18 protein-coding genes are annotated in these 16,516 nt (G+C 60.4%); 10 read left to right on the top strand and 8 right to left on the bottom strand.

Annotated features, from left to right (window positions below):
* Nucleotides 1–26: 26 nt before the first annotated feature.
* Nucleotides 27–557, top strand: a complete 531-nt coding sequence (locus tag AC0L3E_RS23920; RefSeq protein ID WP_473605787.1) for a GNAT family N-acetyltransferase — start codon at nt 27–29, stop codon at nt 555–557.
* A gap of 12 nt (nt 558–569) precedes the next feature.
* Here the strand turns inward: AC0L3E_RS23920 and AC0L3E_RS23915 are convergent, their stop codons facing one another.
* A complete protein-coding gene (locus AC0L3E_RS23915) occupies nt 570–1,568 on the bottom strand; it encodes a nicotinate-nucleotide--dimethylbenzimidazole phosphoribosyltransferase (protein ID WP_473605847.1) in 999 nt (332 codons plus the stop codon).
* 196 nt (nt 1,569–1,764) lie between these two features.
* Here AC0L3E_RS23915 and AC0L3E_RS23910 point away from each other — a divergent pair, with 196 nt between their 5' ends.
* Together AC0L3E_RS23910 and AC0L3E_RS23905 are read left to right on the top strand one after the other, a co-directional pair.
* A complete protein-coding gene (locus AC0L3E_RS23910) occupies nt 1,765–1,998 on the top strand; it encodes a DUF1289 domain-containing protein (RefSeq protein ID WP_027036625.1) in 234 nt (77 codons plus the stop codon).
* A 7-nt stretch (nt 1,999–2,005) separates the two neighbouring features.
* The gene (locus AC0L3E_RS23905) at nt 2,006–2,710 is read left to right on the top strand and encodes a TIGR02281 family clan AA aspartic protease (protein WP_473605786.1); all 705 of its coding nucleotides are present in this window, start codon (nt 2,006–2,008) and stop codon (nt 2,708–2,710) included.
* 10 nt (nt 2,711–2,720) lie between these two features.
* Here the strand turns inward: AC0L3E_RS23905 and dusA are convergent, their stop codons facing one another.
* A complete protein-coding gene (gene dusA, locus AC0L3E_RS23900; protein WP_473605785.1) occupies nt 2,721–3,716 on the bottom strand; it encodes a tRNA dihydrouridine(20/20a) synthase DusA in 996 nt (331 codons plus the stop codon).
* 128 nt (nt 3,717–3,844) lie between these two features.
* Here dusA and AC0L3E_RS23895 point away from each other — a divergent pair, with 128 nt between their 5' ends.
* Entirely contained in the window at nt 3,845–4,939 is a 1,095-nt protein-coding gene (locus AC0L3E_RS23895) for a site-specific integrase (RefSeq protein WP_473605784.1), read from the top strand.
* A gap of 154 nt (nt 4,940–5,093) precedes the next feature.
* On the opposite strand, the gene AC0L3E_RS23890 is transcribed toward AC0L3E_RS23895, so the two are convergent.
* Nucleotides 5,094–6,053, bottom strand: a complete 960-nt coding sequence (locus AC0L3E_RS23890; RefSeq protein WP_473605783.1) for a LysR family transcriptional regulator — start codon at nt 6,051–6,053, stop codon at nt 5,094–5,096.
* 271 nt (nt 6,054–6,324) lie between these two features.
* Here AC0L3E_RS23890 and AC0L3E_RS23885 point away from each other — a divergent pair, with 271 nt between their 5' ends.
* The 4 genes from AC0L3E_RS23885 to AC0L3E_RS23870 all read left to right on the top strand — a co-directional run bounded on the left by AC0L3E_RS23885 (nt 6,325) and on the right by AC0L3E_RS23870 (nt 9,976).
* Entirely contained in the window at nt 6,325–6,984 is a 660-nt protein-coding gene (locus AC0L3E_RS23885; RefSeq protein ID WP_473605782.1) for an ABC transporter permease subunit, read from the top strand.
* A gap of 12 nt (nt 6,985–6,996) precedes the next feature.
* Nucleotides 6,997–7,746, top strand: coding sequence for an ABC transporter permease (locus AC0L3E_RS23880; protein WP_473605781.1), 750 nt, complete (start codon nt 6,997–6,999; stop codon nt 7,744–7,746).
* Nucleotides 7,747–7,798: 52 nt separating this feature from the next.
* Nucleotides 7,799–8,647: a transporter substrate-binding domain-containing protein gene (locus AC0L3E_RS23875; protein WP_473605780.1), complete on the top strand. Its 849-nt coding sequence runs from the start codon at nt 7,799–7,801 to the stop codon at nt 8,645–8,647.
* Between the two features lie 75 nt (nt 8,648–8,722).
* The gene (locus tag AC0L3E_RS23870) at nt 8,723–9,976 is read left to right on the top strand and encodes a CapA family protein (protein WP_473605779.1); all 1,254 of its coding nucleotides are present in this window, start codon (nt 8,723–8,725) and stop codon (nt 9,974–9,976) included.
* Nucleotides 9,977–9,992: 16 nt separating this feature from the next.
* On the opposite strand, the gene AC0L3E_RS23865 is transcribed toward AC0L3E_RS23870, so the two are convergent.
* On the bottom strand, nt 9,993–10,505 hold the full coding sequence (locus tag AC0L3E_RS23865; protein ID WP_473605778.1) for a helix-turn-helix domain-containing protein: 513 nt from the start codon (nt 10,503–10,505) through the stop codon (nt 9,993–9,995).
* Between the two features lie 166 nt (nt 10,506–10,671).
* Between AC0L3E_RS23865 and AC0L3E_RS23860 the strand changes: the two genes are divergently transcribed.
* Both AC0L3E_RS23860 and AC0L3E_RS23855 read left to right on the top strand, forming a co-directional pair.
* Nucleotides 10,672–10,908: a helix-turn-helix domain-containing protein gene (locus tag AC0L3E_RS23860; protein ID WP_224685811.1), complete on the top strand. Its 237-nt coding sequence runs from the start codon at nt 10,672–10,674 to the stop codon at nt 10,906–10,908.
* Nucleotides 10,909–11,161: 253 nt separating this feature from the next.
* Nucleotides 11,162–11,401, top strand: coding sequence for a helix-turn-helix domain-containing protein (locus AC0L3E_RS23855; RefSeq protein WP_473605776.1), 240 nt, complete (start codon nt 11,162–11,164; stop codon nt 11,399–11,401).
* Nucleotides 11,402–11,556: 155 nt separating this feature from the next.
* Here AC0L3E_RS23855 and qatD read toward each other — a convergent pair whose 3' ends face one another.
* From qatD to qatA, 4 genes are read right to left on the bottom strand one after another with little or no spacing between them, the layout of a single operon-like run.
* Nucleotides 11,557–12,309, bottom strand: a complete 753-nt coding sequence (gene qatD / locus AC0L3E_RS23850; RefSeq protein WP_473605775.1) for a Qat anti-phage system TatD family nuclease QatD — start codon at nt 12,307–12,309, stop codon at nt 11,557–11,559.
* Between the two features lie 8 nt (nt 12,310–12,317).
* On the bottom strand, nt 12,318–13,667 hold the full coding sequence (gene qatC, locus AC0L3E_RS23845; protein ID WP_473605774.1) for a Qat anti-phage system QueC-like protein QatC: 1,350 nt from the start codon (nt 13,665–13,667) through the stop codon (nt 12,318–12,320).
* Nucleotides 13,664–14,542, bottom strand: a complete 879-nt coding sequence (qatB, locus tag AC0L3E_RS23840; protein WP_473605772.1) for a Qat anti-phage system associated protein QatB — start codon at nt 14,540–14,542, stop codon at nt 13,664–13,666. Before qatB ends, qatC begins: the two co-directional genes overlap by 4 nt.
* Nucleotides 14,542–16,473 carry a Qat anti-phage system ATPase QatA gene (gene qatA / locus AC0L3E_RS23835; RefSeq protein WP_473605771.1) on the bottom strand — a complete coding sequence of 644 codons (1,932 nt, stop codon included), beginning with the start codon at nt 16,471–16,473 and terminating at the stop codon, nt 14,542–14,544. Before qatA ends, qatB begins: the two co-directional genes overlap by 1 nt.
* Between the last annotated feature and the right edge of the window lie 43 nt (nt 16,474–16,516).

Genomic DNA, 16,516 nt, shown 5'->3' with positions numbered 1-16,516 from the left:
GCCAGTTAGAAGGACGGCATCCCACGATGGCGGAAGGTGACTGGCATGTCGGTGGCACAGAGATCAACTCGGACCGCCTTCGCTTGAGGCCGTTTACAGCCGACGACGCTGAAGACCTCTTTGTCGCCATCACTCCCGCCATCACCCGTTTCATGCAGTGGGAACCACCTCGATCACTGGCGGCCTTTGCCGAAGTATGGCGATCCTGGCTGTCGCCAATCCAGGATGGATCGGATTTGCACTTTGTTGTGCGTGCATTGGTGGACGATCGCTGTCTGGGACTTGTCGGCCTTCATGCAGCGAAGACCGTGTGTCCCGAACTCGGGATCTGGATCAGGGAAGACGCTCAAGGAAACGGCATTGGCCAAGAGGCGATTGCTGCTGTCGCGCAGTGGGCCTCCGAGGCACTCGAACCGGACTGCTTCGAATATCCGGTAGCCGAAAGGAACGTGGCCAGCAGAAGAATAGCGGAACGCCTTGGAGGCGTAATAGTCGGCAGCCGCTCCAACCCAAAATACAACGCTGTCGTCTATCGCATTCGCAATCTCCGGCGCTAGCAGGTCAAGACTCTAGCCACGTACCGCAGCTGCCATGCCCGAACTGGTCAGCGCGGCGGCCTTGACCAGCCCCGCAGCAACGGCGGCCCCTGCCCCTTCGCCATGGCTGATACCCAAATCAAGCAACGGGCGCAGCCCTAGCCGTTGGGCGGCGCGTGCATGCGCGGGTTCCGGCGACAGGCTGGCCAGAAGGCAATGCTCGAGCGCTGTGGGATTGACGCCATGCAGTACCGCTGCGGCTGCCGTCGCCGCCAATCCGTCGAGCAGCACCGGGATCTTCTGCATCCGCGCGGCAAGGATGGCGCCGGCGATCGCCGCGAATTCACGGCCACCGACCCGGCGCAGCGCCTCGAGCGGGTCGCCGAGATGGCCGCCATGAAAAGCCAGCGCCGCATCGACCACGTCGGCTTTGCGTGCCTGCATCGCCGCATCGGCGCCCGACCCCGGGCCGACCCAATCGGCGCCCCCGCCCCCGAAAAGTGCCGCAAACAGGGCGGCGGCGACGGTCGAGTTGCCGACGCCGAGATCGCCGAGACACAAAAGGTCGGTGCCGCCGGCGATCGCTTCCATGCCGAAGGCCATGGTGGCGGCACAGCCACGCTCGTCCAGCGCGGCCTCTTCGGTGATGTCGGCGGTCGGGATGTGCAGGGCAAGATCGAAAACCTTCAGCCCGAGATCGTAGGCAATGCAGATCTGGTTGATCGCGGCACCTCCGGCGGCGCAAAACTCGACCGCGTTGGCGGTCGCCGCCACCGGCCGTGGCGAAATGCCGTGGCGCGTGACGCCGTGATTGCCGGCAAAGACCGCCATCAGCGGTCTTGTCACCGCGGGCGGAGCCCGTCCGCTCCAGGCGGCCAGCCAGGCAGCGATGTCCTCGATGCGGCCAAGCGAATTGCCTGGTTTATCGGCCTTGGCAAACAGCGTGCGCACGCGGGTCTCGGCTGCCGTGTCGGCCGCCGGCAGATTGGCCAACAGGTTGCGAAAATCGTCGAAAGGCAGTGCGCTGGTCATCTTGTTATCGATCATTCCCTGGAGTTGGTGAGCGGCATAGCCGCCTTGCGAGGTTGGCACAACCTCCGGGATGATGGCCTGCATTTGCCGCAAAGCCGGCCCCGAAGGGCGCAATCGCGAGGGCTTGCATTGGCTTTGCCGTTGCACCATGTGGAGGTGGAACAAGGGATTCCGGATGGAAGCCCAAGAGAAAGTCATGACGGCCATCGAATCCCCGTGCATCCTGGTCTGTTCGATCGACATGAAAACCGGCTTTTGTTTCGGCTGCGGTCGCACGCGCGAGGAAATCGGCGCCTGGATCGGGATGACGACGGAAACGCGCCGCAGCGTCATGGCGCAATTGCCGGCCCGGCTGGAGACGGTCGAACGCCGGCCGCGCCGGGAAACGCGCCGCACCCGCATGGCGCGCGAACGCGACGCGCTATCGTGAGGTGCGGATGAGCCGGTTGTTCTGGATTTTGATGGCCGCGATCGGGGTGGGAGCAGTCCTGCTCATGCTCAACGATTCCGCCGGCAGCACGCTCGGCGTGGAGAACAACGATTTCAGCCGGCTGATCTGGCTCGGCGCCTTTGGCGCCCTTATCGGCGCCGGCCTGCTTCGCTCGGGTAGGCCCCTGGGCGCCATAGCCCGCAATCTCGGCGCCTGGGCGGCCATCGCACTCGCGCTGATCGCCGGCTACCAGTATCGCTATGAGTTGCAGGATGTCGCCAGCCGGGTGACCGCGGGCCTTGTTCCCGGCAGCCCGCTTGCGCTTGGCGTCGAGGACGGCCACGCCACGGTGACGCTCGACAAGGCGGACAACGGCCATTTCGAAGCGCGCATCCTGATCAATGGCAACCCGGTCCGGGCCGTGGTGGATACCGGCGCGACCAGCACCGTGCTGACATCGCAAGATGCGCAGGCCGCCGGATTCAATCCAGCGGCGCTCAACTACACCATACCGGTTTCGACCGCCAACGGCATGGCGCGCGCCGCGGCCGTGAAAACCGATCAGATTGCGATCGGCGGCATCATGCGCAAGGATATGTCGGTGATGATCGCCGCACCCGGTATGCTCAGCCAGAGCCTGCTCGGCATGAATTTCATCGGTTCATTGTCGGGTTTTGACGTGCGCGGCGACCGCATGATCCTCAGGGATTGATCCCCGAAGCTCAAGCCGCTTCGGCTGCCGATCCAAAGAACTCGACGGCCGCGAAAGCCGTCTTCAGCACGTCCGGGCCGGCGCCGGGTTTTGTCGCGTCCGTGGACAGGATCTGCCGGTAGCGGCGCGCACCGGGCAGGCCATGGAACAGTCCGACCATATGGCGGGTGACATGGCCAAGCCGCCCACCCTGTTCGATATGGCGTGCCGCATAGTCCGCCATCGTATCGATCAGCACGGCGAAATCGAAGGGCTCGGACTGGACGCCGTAGAAAGCGGCATCGACGCCGGCCAGAATGCCGGGCGTGTGGTAGGCGGCGCGGCCAAGCATGGCGCCGTCGACATGACCGAGATGCTTCTGCGCCTCTTCGATCGTCTGAATGCCGCCATTTATACCTATGAATTTGTTATTCTTTTTTGCCTTCAGTCGATAGACTCTGCTGTAATCGAGCGGCGGGATGTCTCGGTTTTCCTTGGGACTCAGCCCTTCCAGCCACGCCTTGCGTGCATGCACCCACAACGCGTCGGCGCCGGCATCGAAAACCCCATACGCCAGCGCATCCAGGGCCGGCTCCGGATCCTGCTCGTCGACGCCGATACGGCATTTAACGGTCACGGGGATCTTCACCGCCGCTTTCATCGCCGCGACGCAGCCGGCGACGAGGTCCGGCACTTTCATCAGGCAGGCACCGAACGTGCCCGACTGGACGCGGTCTGACGGACAGCCGACATTGAGGTTGATCTCGTCATAGCCAAAGGCCTCGCCAATGCGGGCAGCCTCGGCGAGCTTTTCACGATCCGAGCCGCCGAGCTGCAGCGCGACCGGATGTTCCACCGCATCGAAGCCGAGCAGCCGCTCGCGCGCGCCATGGATGACCGCGTCGGCCACCACCATCTCGGTATAAAGCAGCGCATGGCTTGTCAGCTGGCGGTGGAGGAACCGGCAATGCCGGTCCGTCCAGTCCATCATAGGCGCAACGGAAATCCTATGGGCTTGATTTATCACGCTTTTTCTCGTATTTTCAGGGCCTTAAAACGTGCACACGTTCGCCGTTTGTACGACACGATATCCGTTAGTTTTCGCATTTTGTACTCCTCCCTGTGCACACAGCGTGCACGAAAAAGAGACCACCCATGGCATCCATCAACAAGTTGGCTTCCGGCAAGTGGCGTGTGCAGGTTCGCTGCAAGGGCCACTACCTCACCACCAGCTTCGCGCTCCGCAAGGACGCCGAGATGTGGGCGCGCCGAATTGAGCGAGAAATCGACCTGGGACAGAAGCCTGCTCCCAAGCACAAGGACGGGATTAAAACGGTCTCCGACCTGATCGACCTGCATATCGCGGATATGATCGAAGTTGGCAAGGTGATCGGGCGATCGAAGGCATTCAGCCTGGACCTGCTGCGAGCCAGGCTCGGAAGGCTCAACATCGCCGATCTCAATCGCGAACAGATCATCAAGTTCGGCAAGGAACGAGCCGAGGAAGGCGCCGGACCTGTCACCGTTGGAATAGACATCGGATACGTCCGGACATTGCTGGTGCACGGCGCAGCTGTGCATGGACTGCCTTATTCAGCGGAGCCGGTGGACCTTGGTCGTGTTGCCCTCACCCGCTTGGGTCTTGTTGGCAAGGGCAACGAGCGCGATCGGCGACCGACGCTTGACGAGATAGAGGCCCTGATCCGATACTTCAGAGGAAACAACTTCCAGATTGTCCCCGTCGACAAGATCATCCGCTTTGCGATCGCAACCGCCATGCGGCTCGGGGAAATCTGTAACGCCACGTGGGAGGACCTCAACGACCGCAACAACACCCTGCTGATACGAGATCGCAAGGACCCGCGCCACAAGAAGGGCAATCACATGCGTATCCCGCTCCTCGATGTGAGTGGTTACGATGCCCGCGCGATCCTCGAAGAGCAGCGTTTCTCCACCGAGGGAAAGGGACGCATCTTCCCCTACAATGGGAAGTCGGCCGGAACCGCCTTCCGACGTGCCTGTCATGAACTTAAGATCGAGGATCTGCATTTCCACGACCTGCGTCACGAAGGCACAAGCCGCCTGTTCGAAGCTGGCTTCAGCATCGAGCAGGTCGCGATGGTCACCGGGCACAAGGATTGGAAGATGCTGCGCCGCTATACCCATTTGAGGCCGGAGCAACTTCATGTGATCGCGGCGAGGCTGCAACAGACACCGCCAAATACGGAGTTGCGGCAAGCAATCGGCTAATACCACTTTGCCAGACATCTGCCGTGCCAGGAGGACAACGACGAATCCAGGAAGGATTGAGCGATGTTGCCACGGGTCGCAGGATTAGAAGATGTTGCGTTGATATACGCATCTCAGCCCGAAACCCTGAGCACGATCCGAGCTGCGAGGCAGCCTAGCCGACCGCCAATAAATTGGCGCTTCCTAAGGAAACCCTATCAACCTCTGGCAGCGGCTCCGTGGAAAACGCAGCGATGATCGCCTCGAGCGACACATTCAGTGCGTTGGAAAAGGTCCTGCCCTTCTGCCAAATCGCCACGTAGTGATACAGCGCGGATGGTTCCACTGGCCTTATTCCCAGGTGAAACGCTGCGTATTCGCGCGCAATAATCTCATTGGTTATTGAAACGCCCAGGCCAGCCGAAACGTATCCAGCTTCGTGACCGTTGCAATCGAACTCCACCAGTATGTCCGGCTCAACGCCGGCGAAGCGCAACGCATTGAAGTTCATTTGGTGGGCGGCGAACTGGGGATCGATATCGACGATCGTTTCGCCTACCAGGTCGTGAGCCTGGATACAGGTCTGTTTTGAAAACCGGTGGTCGGGGTGAAAGATGCACACGTTTCGCGCCGACCCAAGCGGCGCCCACTCAAAAAGACTTGGATCCAGGGGCAGTCTCGAGATTCCGAGTTCCGCACGCCCTGCCAGGATGTGCTCGCCGATTTGCTCGTAGCTCCCCGAAATCGAGCGGACATTCGAAGCGGTCTTTGCGTGGATAATCGCCACAACCTTGGGCAAGGTCACGAAACCGAAAACAGAGGGCGCGGCAATCGCAATCCGCTGCTTTTCGTCGTTCTTCATCGCGAAGATCGATGCTTCCAGACGATCCAGGGACGTCAGGGCGAGCTCCACGTTTCGCATGAGTTCCCAGGCTTCCTGTAAGGGGACGATGCGGTTGGCTGATCTCTTGAAGAGTGTGATGCCGAGCGTGGTCTCGAGTTGCTTCACATGCTGACTGACGGCCGGCTGGCTTATCCCGAGCGCTGCCGCCGCTCGCCTTGTCGAACCGGCCCGCAACACTTCTCGGAAGACCTTCAGTTGACGGAGCTTCAGGTCGCTCTGCAGCAACTCCATTCCCTGCGCTCCTTTCCCTGATAACGCCACCCGGGAAGCGGATAACGCCAACCTGAGGAGCAACGAGCCGTCTCAGTATATAACGGTGCGTTATAGATAAAATAATAAAAATTATAGATTGAGTGTGTAATTTCAAGCGATAGAATTAGCCAATATCTTAAATTAACTCCAAATTACAAATATAACAATTCGCAACCTTGGGTTATACGACTTGGTCTGAGTGACACGGACCGTCGTATCTCGCGGTATTGCGAGCCAAGGAAAGCTCCCCATGGGTGGTTTTACTACTCAGTTTGTTGTCGCACTCACCGTGACCATAAGCCTGGCTCTTGTCAGCGGCTGCCTGGGTACGGCATTCGGGCTGTTTCTGGCCATTTCGAAGGGCACGGCACAGCCGCGCCTCAACAGCGTCGTGACGGCCTACACGACGGTTGTCCGTGGTGTACCAGAACTTCTCATTATCCTGCTCATCTACTTCGGCGGAACGACCCTCGCCAGCAAGATCGCCGGCCGGTACGTGGAGGTGAACGCATTCACCGCAGGCGTTGTCGCGCTCTCGGTCGTCTTCAGCGGCTATGCGACCGAAGTGTTTCGCGGCGCGATTGCGGCGGTGCCAGCAGGTCAAGCCGAAGCGGCAAAGTCTCTTGGGCTGAACGCCTGGCAGCGCTGGATGTTCGTCATCGGACCGCAGATGCTGCGGCTGGCGCTGCCGGCCTATGGCAATCTCTGGATCTCGCTCTTCAAGGACACCGCGCTGGTCTCGATCGTTGGCCTGACCGACATCATGCGCGTCGCGTATGTGGGGGCCGGATCCTTGCGCGCACCATTGACCTTCTACCTTGCGGCCGCCGCTCTCTACCTCTCTCTGACCACCGTCACGCTGCTGTCGATCCGGCTGGCTGAGCGACGCTATCCGGCACTCGGCCGGTAGGAGGCAGCGACCATGAACCTCGGCTTGATGTTTGACGCTCTGGTTGTCCTGCCTTCGGGCATTGGCCTCACCTTGACCCTCACGGTCTTGTCGCTGACGGCTGGATTTCTTCTGTCCGTGCCGCTGGCCTTCATCCGCGCGTTTGGACGTCCCGGCCTCTCGCTCGCGGTGCTGGCATATACCTATGTCATCCGCGGAACGCCGATGCTCGTTCAGCTCTTTCTGCTCTACTACGGCCTCGGTCAGATCGAGGCGGTGCGAGCCAGCATCTTCTGGGTGATCCTGCGCGACCCTTTCTGGTGCGCCCTTCTGACATTTTCGCTCAACAGCGCGGCACACACCACAGAGATCCTGTGCCGCGGTCTCCAGTCCGTGCCTAAGGGTGTCACCGAGGCGGCCACGTCTCTCGGCTTGAAACGCTTCCAGACCGCTCGCCTGGTCACCTTCCCGATCGCTTTCAGGATATCGCTTCCGGCCTACGGCAACGAGATCGTGGGGATGATCAAGGGTTCGTCCCTGGCAAGCACCGTAACACTGCTCGAGATCACCGGCATGGCGAGACAGATGGTGTCGACCACGTTCGCGCCGTACGAGATCTTCATCGTCGCCGGAGCGATCTACCTATCGCTCACCTCGATCGCGGTGAAAGCGATCCAGTTGCTGGAGCGATGGCTTTCGACCGACGGCCATCCTGTGCGTCGACGAAAGCCGCGATTGCGCCCACCATTGCCTGATCCCGAGATCACGACGCCCCTGCCCTGACCCGCCGGTCCTTCGGCAGCCCTTTCCATCCAAACCAACGAAGAGGTGCATCATGCGCATACCCCTGGCTATTGCTTTTTCTATCGCATCCCTGATGTCGGCCTTTCCGGCCAGCGCCGAAAGCAAGAGCGTCATATCGATTGCCACTGAAGGAGCCTCGCCGCCCTGGGACGGCACCGACGCGAACGGTCAGCTCTACGGTTACGATATCGATGTCGGACTGGAGCTTTGCCGTCGCATCGAGATCAAATGTACCTTCGTCCCGCAGGATTGGGACGGGATCATCCCGGCACTGCTTGTCGGCAAGTTCGACGTGATCATGTCCGGCATGGCGATTACAGAAAAACGCAAGCAGTCGATCGCGTTCTCCGTTCCCTACGCCGCCGGCTTCAACCAGTTCGTGGTGCGCAAGGACCTGGGTCTCGACGCCGGCGACACCAAGGAGAAGGTCAACCTTTCGACCATCGGCGACAAGGAGAAGGCGACCATTGAACGGCTCCGATCGACACTCGCCGGCAAGGCGATCGGGGCGTTACGCTCGTCGAATTCGGAAGCCGTCGTGAAGGAAATGCTGGGCGATGTCGTGACCATTCGCAGTTATGACAGCCAGGACAACATGAAGCTCGATCTTGCCGCGGGTCGCATCGACGGCGGCCTCGCCGACTATTTCACCTGGCGGGATTTTCTGGAGACGCCTGCCGGCTCGGATGTGGTGTTTTTCGGGCCTGAACTGAAGGGCGGGCTGTGGGGGCCAGGCGTCGGCGCCGGCATGCGCAAAGACGATACCGAGTTGCTCACCAAGTTCAACGCGGCCATCGAGGCCGCCACCAAGGATGGAACGATCAAGGCGCTGAGCCTGAAATGGTTCAAGAGCGATATCTCACCGGCCCTCTCGCAATAGGCGGCAACCGACTTCGACATTGACGTGGCGCGGGCCGGAACGCCGGCGCCCTCCCCTCCTTCAAGGCGAGCTCTCATGAAAGACCAGTTCTGCGCGGTCGTTACCGGCCAATCCCTGATCAAGCACGACATCCGTGATGTTAACGACGAACGCTTCATCGCGGTTACTGACTTCCTGCGCCAAGGCGACGTCGTCTTCACCAACTTCGAGTCGACGATCCTCGGCAAGCATGGCGGGTGGCCGACCAAGGGCAAATACTTCGGATATTCCAGGGCTGAAGTGCTCGACGCATTGCAGGCCATCGGTTTCAACGCGCTTGCGCTCGCAAACAACCACGCCTTCGATCTCGGAGCTGGCGGCATCCTGTCGACGCTGGAAGAGGTGGAAGCGCGCGGTTTCCTGCATGCCGGCATCGGGGCCGACGAGACGGAGGCCAGAAAACCGGGCCGCCGCCGATTGGGCGCGCGCGAGGTCGCGCTTCTTGCGATGGATGCAGGCCCCGGCCCTACCAACATGTATGCGGAAGACCGCACGGCCTTCCGGCCGGCTCGGCCCGGCGTCAATTGTCTGAACACGGTTCGCAAGATGGGGGTGCCGGACGGACATTTCAGCAGACTGGCAAGGCTTAGCGCTCATTTGCAAAGCTCCCCCTTTGAACTGGCCAACTATGCGCAACCGGAGGAGCCGGTAGAGGTGTCGGCCGGCAAGGAGATCAATTTTTACGGCACAGTGTTCACGCAAGCCGCCGACTTCGGCCGTCTGATCGAAGTCGATCAGCGGAGCGCGAGTGTCCATCTGTCCGCCATCCGGCATGCTGCGGCACAAGGCGATTTCGTTATAGCCTATCTGCACCACCATCATTGGGAACCAGGTTGGCAGGATGTGCCGCGCTGGGTGCAGACCTTTGCCAAGATGTGCATCGACGCCGGCGCCAACCTGTTCGTCAGCCACGGCGCTCCGGTGCTGCAGGCGGTGGAAATCCACAATGGCGCGCCGATCTTCTACGGCCTCGGCAACTTCCTGTTCCACGTCCACCCCGAAGAAACCGAATGGGATCCCCCGGAAGTCTGGCAAAGCATTGTCGCCGCGTGCCGCTATGATGCGGGCGGAAACCTCGCAGAAATAGATCTCCTGCCCGTCGTGATCGGCGCGGAAGGTCAGTCTCTTGGATCAGCAACGGGCAGACTGGTACCCGTCGCCGTGACGGGAAGCGCGACGCGAGACGTCCTCGAGGGGTTCGCGACCCGCTCGCGGGCGTTCGGCGTCGAAGTCGAAGTGTCCTCGGCTTGCGGCCGCATCGCCCTGCCCGCTGCCCGAAAATTTGGCTGACAGGCGCAACCGGCCGTCAGACTGTCTTGTGTTCGGCCGGCGCGGCTTCGCCGGCCGTTTCGTTGTCGCGTTTCGCGTCGAGCAATGCCAGCTCCTCCCCCAATGCGGCGATCAGAGACGAGACGCGACCGCGCACTCGCGGCGGAAGGTTCACCAGCCCCTCGATCAGACGCCGCCCTTCCGCGCTGGCAATGAAATCCAGGCGCTCATCGACCGGCAGGGGCCGCGCCTCGACGCGGGTCTCATCGTTTCCGGGCAGGCCTTCAAAGAAGCGGCCGACAGGAACGCCGAGCGAGCTGGCGATTTCGTAGAGCATCGACGCGCTCACGCGGTTCCGCGCGTTCTCGTATTTCTGAAGCTGCTGGAAACTAATGCCTATCGATCTGGCAAGTTGAGCCTGCGAGACGTCGGATTGGACGCGAACGGTCGCAATCTGCCTGCCGACATGCTGATCCGCAGGATGAGGGTCACTGTCGATTTTTGGCTCCTGCCCCATCCGCAGGAGGACGGAGCGTTGCGATTTCAACAAGGCCTTTCGATGCTCCACTAGTCAGCCGGATAGAGGGTCTGTCGCGTACGCACCAGTCTCTCGTGTCGATGTGATCTGAAAAGTCGAATCGCCATTTAATATACCTTATAGGGTGCAAAATAACCCTATAGGTGGCAAACAATATCGGCCTGCCGATTGTGGACTCATGGTCAGTCCACGACAGATTCGAGCCGCACGGGCTTTGCTTGGTTGGTCGCAGCAGGAGCTTGCTGACAAGGCAATTGTATCGCTGAATGCGCTCGCCCGGTTGGAAAACGGCAAGGTGGATTCCCGGATCAGCACTCTGCAGGCCATTGAGGCGGCTTTGATAAAAGCGGGTGTCGAATTCTTGTCCGCTGGTCAAAAGGGAGAGGGTGTTCGGCTCTTAGATCCTCTGGTTTGAATGTTCAATTGGCAGGGAAGATGGGTTCCCATTCTCGCAATTGCAGTTGCCACATGCAGCCTCCTCCCGATGACGAGAGACAAAGTCGTGGTATTGTCGAATCATCCATGATCCGAGCTCGCTTAAACTTGGTCGTGGTCAGGCTGGGCGCGTGCTGCACCATCCGCCCGTCAACTAAGTCGCAATTTGTCTAACGTTCGACATTTAAGCTGACATTCGATCCAAAGTCAAACAAAAAGACTGATTTTAACTGATGAGCCAAATTTCGGTGGAGCAATGCAGAGGCGCCAGAGCGATGCTCGGCTGGAGCCAAGCTGAACTGGCGGAAGCTGCAAATGTTTCGCGCGCTACGGTTGTGGATTTCGAACGAGGCTTGCGCGTCCCACATCGCAACAACCTCGGTGCTATTCGTGAAGCGCTCGAAGCTGCCGGTGTAGAATTTATTCCGGAGAACGGCGGCGGTGCCGGCGTGCGCCTGGCCAAACGGCGATAGCGGCGCACGGCGCACAGCTTCGAGCGATGGGAACTGCTGCCCTTCTTAGCTGTGTGACAGTTTTAGACGTGCTATATTCGGTCTTCGGAGTATGCAACTGCTCCAAATATGAGACGCCGCAACCCGCAGCACTGTCCGAGTCGGCATGCCGCTCTCTAGGTCTGTTCTCCGAGCAGGTTTCTTAGATTGCGTGTGATCTTGGCCGATATATCGGGCGGTGACATTCCGTGCAGTCGCGCTAAGCCTTCCACTGCGATCCAAACATCGCTCGGCCTGGTGGGGCGGGCGTCGATTTGGGTGAACGGTCCGTCCGTCTCCGTCAAAATTCGATCTAAAGGCAAAGACTTGGTTATCGCCGCGCGTTGCTCGTTAACGAGCATTTCGGCGTTCACAGAAAAATAGCAACCGAGATCGATGGCTCTCCTGGCTTCTGTTGCGGTCCCAGTGAACCAGTGCAGCACTACTCGCCCGCGCGAGGGCGGCATATACTGCTCAACCATATCGAGCACGGCCTTGGTCGCACGGACACTATGCGTCGACACGATCTTGTTCCCCGCCGCCGCACAGAGCGATAGCACGCGAGCGAAGACCTCCTTCTGGACGTCGAAAGACTTGTAGAACCGCGGGCCAGCATCCAGTCCAACCTCCCCAACATAGCGGGTTCGCGGCAGTAACTCCTCCCATAGTCCGATCTCACGAGCGCGGTCGGCGACTAGCTGAGGGTGCAGGCCAAGAGCCGCGCGAACGTGACGGGTGGCGGACGCAAGTTCGTGGTTCCGCGGCCAAGCCTTGGGCGTGGTAGTCACAGAGAGAGTGAACACGCCATCGCGATCGCAACGCTCCACCGCAGCCGCGTGGTCGGGATAAAGATCGAGATGGCAATGAAAATCGACAAGAGCTGACCGCATGAGGCCTCTTACGATGGTGCGGCGCGAACGCCAGTCAGTAAGCGCCCGACTTCCTCCAATCCACGGCGATAGACATCAGCCAGGTCGTCGTGGCGGGAGGGGTCATCATAAAGTGGCCCTGGCTTGTGGATGAGGGCCTTTGCGAGTTCCGGGCGCTTCGATAGTCGTTCGATCGCGATCTGGAAGGATCGGACCTGCTGACCTTCGGCCTGTCTGGTGTCCAATGTGGCAGACTTCAAGTCGGGTATGCCGTAAACGGTCGAGTCTTTGCCTTGCAGAGAGGCACGCCGAATGAGGCATGGCAAGCAGTATCCACAGTGCCCCTGCGGCTTCTTGGTCCAACGCCCCTTCGTGGGTGACGAACATGATAGCGACAGCGGGGCAAGCTGCTTCAACACGGCCGGATTTGCGCAATGGGCGACCATCTCCCCCTTGGTCTTGTCCCAATAGGGATTCTCGACCTTCCCTGCAACACCGAGCGCCTGGAGCAAATCATTCCACCGGGTCATATAGAAAGGATGCGTCGTCCGGGTGCTGAGCGCTCCGAGCCGAAGCCGATCGAGCGGTACATTGAGTGCGATCAGGCCATTCTCAGGCACCTTGAGCACGAAGTCGCGGCCTAGCGCGGTGCCAGCGGCGACGCCCAGAGAGAAGAATAGGAACGAGCGGCCTCGCGTGGTGTCCTCCGATGCGACATCCTCGACCAGCCCGCTATCGAAGCTCATCCACACTCGCAGACGATCGAAGGCGGAGGATTTGTAAGCAGCTTTCAAACCTTCGAAGCACTGTTCCTGCGACTTACTTACCAACCCTTCACCCGCGTGGCTGACCAAGAGCGGGGTCTCGCCAGCATTCAAGCTGTCGATCGCGCCGATCAGACTGTCCAAACCACCGGAGAACAGACTCACGCCATCGAATGGAGCAGGAATAAGGGTGGGTGCCGCGACAGGAACCAGCTTCGCATAGTCCTTGGCACGTTTGCGGAAGCCCACATCCCATCTGTCGCCGGTTAGGAAGTTGAGGCCGCGGACCAAGATGGGTGCCGCGGCGGTCCATCGCACCGGATCGCTCACGGGGATGACCACCCGAATTTCGCGCGTCCAGGCGTCCTGCGATTCCGTGAAGCGGGAGATGCGGGTGTCCGCTGCGTGGACATGGGCGGCAACGACGAGCATGTCCGCGCCGACTTCGCTCGGGGTCAGGTGCAGCGCCTTGAGGTCGGACAAGGCGCGGCCGATCCCATGATCGAGACGCGTGCCCGCTACCAACTGCAAGGTCGATGCAACCTCGTCGCTCGCCTTCGGGACACGGATTTGGTCGTCCGGTCCGAAACGGCCGATGATGACATGGCGCCTCATTTCGCTGCCTCCCCGTCGCCCATCGTCTGCAATACGTCGAAGGCGGATTGATAGACGTTGGTTACAAAGCCCATCACTGCATCTGGGGTCAGCGATTGGATGTTGACACCAGCGGCGTTGATGGCATCGCTGACACCACGCTGGATAAAGTCACGCAATTGGGCCTGAACCCTCTCGGCTGTGCGCGGATCGGTGGGCAAGGTCACGATCTTGGTGCCGATGTCGTTGCAGATGCGCGCCTCGATCGCGTGCGTCGCATATAGTTCGAAGACGGTTTGGATCTGGCCGGGTGTGAGCGCATCGATGTCAGTAATTCCCGCACCGGCGAGATCGGCGATGGTCTCGACGAAGGCGTCTCGCGCGATTCCCTCGTCGATCGACCCACCTTCGGGGCAAATGTAATCGGCGAGTCCCGCGAACACTTCCTCGATCGGCCGCCCGGCAAGGCTTTCAAGGTTGAGCGTTCGCAGCGCTTCGCGAACGCCGTTTACACTGGCGTCATTGAGGAATCTGACAAGCCCGGCACCTGCGCCGCGCGATGAGCCCAGGCGCTGCGCAGCCTGACGCGAACCGCCCGCCGCTTTGGACACATATTGCGAGACAGCTCTGCCGAGGCTCCTGCGGTCGCTGCCGCCCGAACTTACGAAGCGGGTGAAATTGTTTCGCGCGGAGGTGAAGCGATCTGATGCCCCTGCTGGCGCGGTTGGTCTGGGCGCCGGCGCGGGAGGAACTGCTGGGGGCGACCCATCAGGCGACGCGGGTTGCGTTCCGTCGCCATCAGCCGCGCCCGCGCCGGCACCGCCCTCGCCCTGCAACCAACTCGGTATGAGCGGCGTGCCGCCGCCTGCACCTCCAAAAGCATTTGACGTGCCCATCAGCGCCCACCTTTCCGAGTGCGAAGCGCGGCGCTCGCCGTCGTCTTCAGGAACGACGATCGGGACGTCGACCACCCTTGAAGGAGTTTCTCGAAACGAGCTACGGCGTCGGAATCCTTGATGACGCCTTCCCAGCCGGACGCGGGCCAGGGCCCGCACCGATCGGCGGGCAAGGCTTCGAGCAAGTCGAGAAGATTGGCCTGAAGTGTTGGGTGCGCACGAACCAGCACGGCGAGTCCATCAATGCCGGGTGGCGCAGTATCGAAGGCATCTCCGCCCATGACACGCCCACGCAGTTCCTCAAAGACCTGAGCGGCCTCGGCCGGAACGAGCTGCTTGAGTTCACCTTCGAACGCCTGGACGGCAAATTTCGGACCGAGCAGCTTCTCGATCACTCCGGCGAGTCGCCCGAGAACGGAGGCCGCCCCGAAATAGTCCTTCCGGTCCTTCGTCACGAACAGATATGGGCGCAGATCAACTTCGGCTAAGGCCGGAGACAGACGCGCCCAGGCGCGTATCACGTCCGCTGCCTTCCATTCTGTCAGAATGGCGCTGTCTTTGGAGTCGGGTACGGCTGTCGGCTTGGCATCATCAAGGGAACTGATCTTCGGCCCGGTCCGCTTATATTTAGCAGACGGCTTTTCTTGCGAAGCGTCAACTTCAAGCGCCGCCAAATCTATGCAGCGGCCGTCCAGATCGCGGGCAGCGGCGCTTGCGATTTGATCAAACAATCTGGACAGGAACCGTTCGGCAAGCATGAGCTTCGCCAGGACGGGCAGCTTCACCTCTTCTCCAAAGCCGCGAGCAAGCGCGGTTTGATGGCGCAGCAGCAGGCTGTTCAGGAAGCGCTTAATCTGCCGCGGATTGCCCTGAGTGCCGCTGGCCAGGATCGGACCGATCTGATCGCTCAAGGTGAGCGCGTTCTGGACCTTGCCAGCTTTATCGCCCAAGGCGGTTTTTACCGTTTGCGCGTCGAGCCCGGCCGTCTTCCAGGGCCGCTTGAGCAGTTCACGCGCGACGGTGATCAGCGCCGAGTAAGCGGGATCCTCCTCGCCCAGCTCGGCGCCAATGAGCAACAAGGTGACATAGATGCGGGTTTCGGTCTCGCCCAAAGCTGGAATCCGGAACGGTATTTGGATCAGCTTTTCGAGATAGTTGCGTGCATAGTCGCGGGGGCCGGTCGTGTCCGGCAGCTCCGGGAAATGCTTGCGCACCGAATATTCGATCATGGCCTCGTCGGCCGCGACGATGAACGCGGTGCGGGCGGTGAATACGAACAGACGGACGGCTTCAAGGGTTTCAATCGCTGTGTCCGGAAGGCAGCGGTCCAGATCGTCGATGAGAACGATCAGTTGCTTAACGCCCGCTTGCTTGAGCAGATTGTCGAAAGCCTTTCGGAACGCCTCGATCTCTTCCGGCACATTCTTCGACTCACCTGGTTTCAGCAGACCCTGCACACCATCGATGGCTTTGTCGTAATTCTCCTGCGTGGCGAGTTTTGAGGGGTCGGAGAATATGCCCTTCAAGGTGCCGACCACGGCGCCGACCTGATCGGCTGTCGGGATGCCGGTAAATGCGGTGAACGCAAGACCGCCGCCGTGCCGCGCGATCTTAAGCCAGTCGATCCGCCGGAAGATATCTTTCACGGCTATTCCGGCTTGGGTAAGCAAAGGGCGCTTTTCAATAAGCCCGGTGACGATGCCCTCGATCAGGGCGATCTTGGCGTCTTCGAATCCTTGAAAGCGCCATCCGTTGAATTTGATGCAGAGTACGTTCTCATCCGAACTGAGGCCATTCTCGATCATCTCCAAGATGCTGGATTTGCCAGCGCCCCAGTCACCATGAACACCGACGGTCACGGCGCGCTCGGGCTTCTCGCGCAGCAGTTCGATTATAGTCTTAGCGATCGCCTCATTGTTGAGGAGATCCAACTTTGTCTCATTGTCGGTTAGAATCATCGCCCCCCCAATGCGC

Source organism: Mesorhizobium sp. WSM4822, from assembly GCF_055811155.1.
This window is presented reverse-complemented; position numbering and strand designations above follow the sequence as displayed.

Coding starts and splice junctions, on each gene's coding strand:
- AC0L3E_RS23920 (WP_473605787.1), top strand. CDS start 27: ATGGCGGAAGGTGACTGGCATGTCGGTGGCACAGAGATCAACTCGGAC.
- AC0L3E_RS23915 (WP_473605847.1), bottom strand. CDS start 1,568: ATGACCAGCGCACTGCCTTTCGACGATTTTCGCAACCTGTTGGCCAAT.
- AC0L3E_RS23910 (WP_027036625.1), top strand. CDS start 1,765: ATGACGGCCATCGAATCCCCGTGCATCCTGGTCTGTTCGATCGACATG.
- AC0L3E_RS23905 (WP_473605786.1), top strand. CDS start 2,006: ATGAGCCGGTTGTTCTGGATTTTGATGGCCGCGATCGGGGTGGGAGCA.
- AC0L3E_RS23895 (WP_473605784.1), top strand. CDS start 3,845: ATGGCATCCATCAACAAGTTGGCTTCCGGCAAGTGGCGTGTGCAGGTT.
- AC0L3E_RS23890 (WP_473605783.1), bottom strand. CDS start 6,053: ATGGAGTTGCTGCAGAGCGACCTGAAGCTCCGTCAACTGAAGGTCTTC.
- AC0L3E_RS23885 (WP_473605782.1), top strand. CDS start 6,325: ATGGGTGGTTTTACTACTCAGTTTGTTGTCGCACTCACCGTGACCATA.
- AC0L3E_RS23880 (WP_473605781.1), top strand. CDS start 6,997: ATGAACCTCGGCTTGATGTTTGACGCTCTGGTTGTCCTGCCTTCGGGC.
- AC0L3E_RS23875 (WP_473605780.1), top strand. CDS start 7,799: ATGCGCATACCCCTGGCTATTGCTTTTTCTATCGCATCCCTGATGTCG.
- AC0L3E_RS23870 (WP_473605779.1), top strand. CDS start 8,723: ATGAAAGACCAGTTCTGCGCGGTCGTTACCGGCCAATCCCTGATCAAG.
- AC0L3E_RS23860 (WP_224685811.1), top strand. CDS start 10,672: ATGGTCAGTCCACGACAGATTCGAGCCGCACGGGCTTTGCTTGGTTGG.
- AC0L3E_RS23855 (WP_473605776.1), top strand. CDS start 11,162: ATGAGCCAAATTTCGGTGGAGCAATGCAGAGGCGCCAGAGCGATGCTC.
- qatD (WP_473605775.1), bottom strand. CDS start 12,309: ATGCGGTCAGCTCTTGTCGATTTTCATTGCCATCTCGATCTTTATCCC.
- qatC (WP_473605774.1), bottom strand. CDS start 13,667: ATGAGGCGCCATGTCATCATCGGCCGTTTCGGACCGGACGACCAAATC.
- qatB (WP_473605772.1), bottom strand. CDS start 14,542: ATGGGCACGTCAAATGCTTTTGGAGGTGCAGGCGGCGGCACGCCGCTC.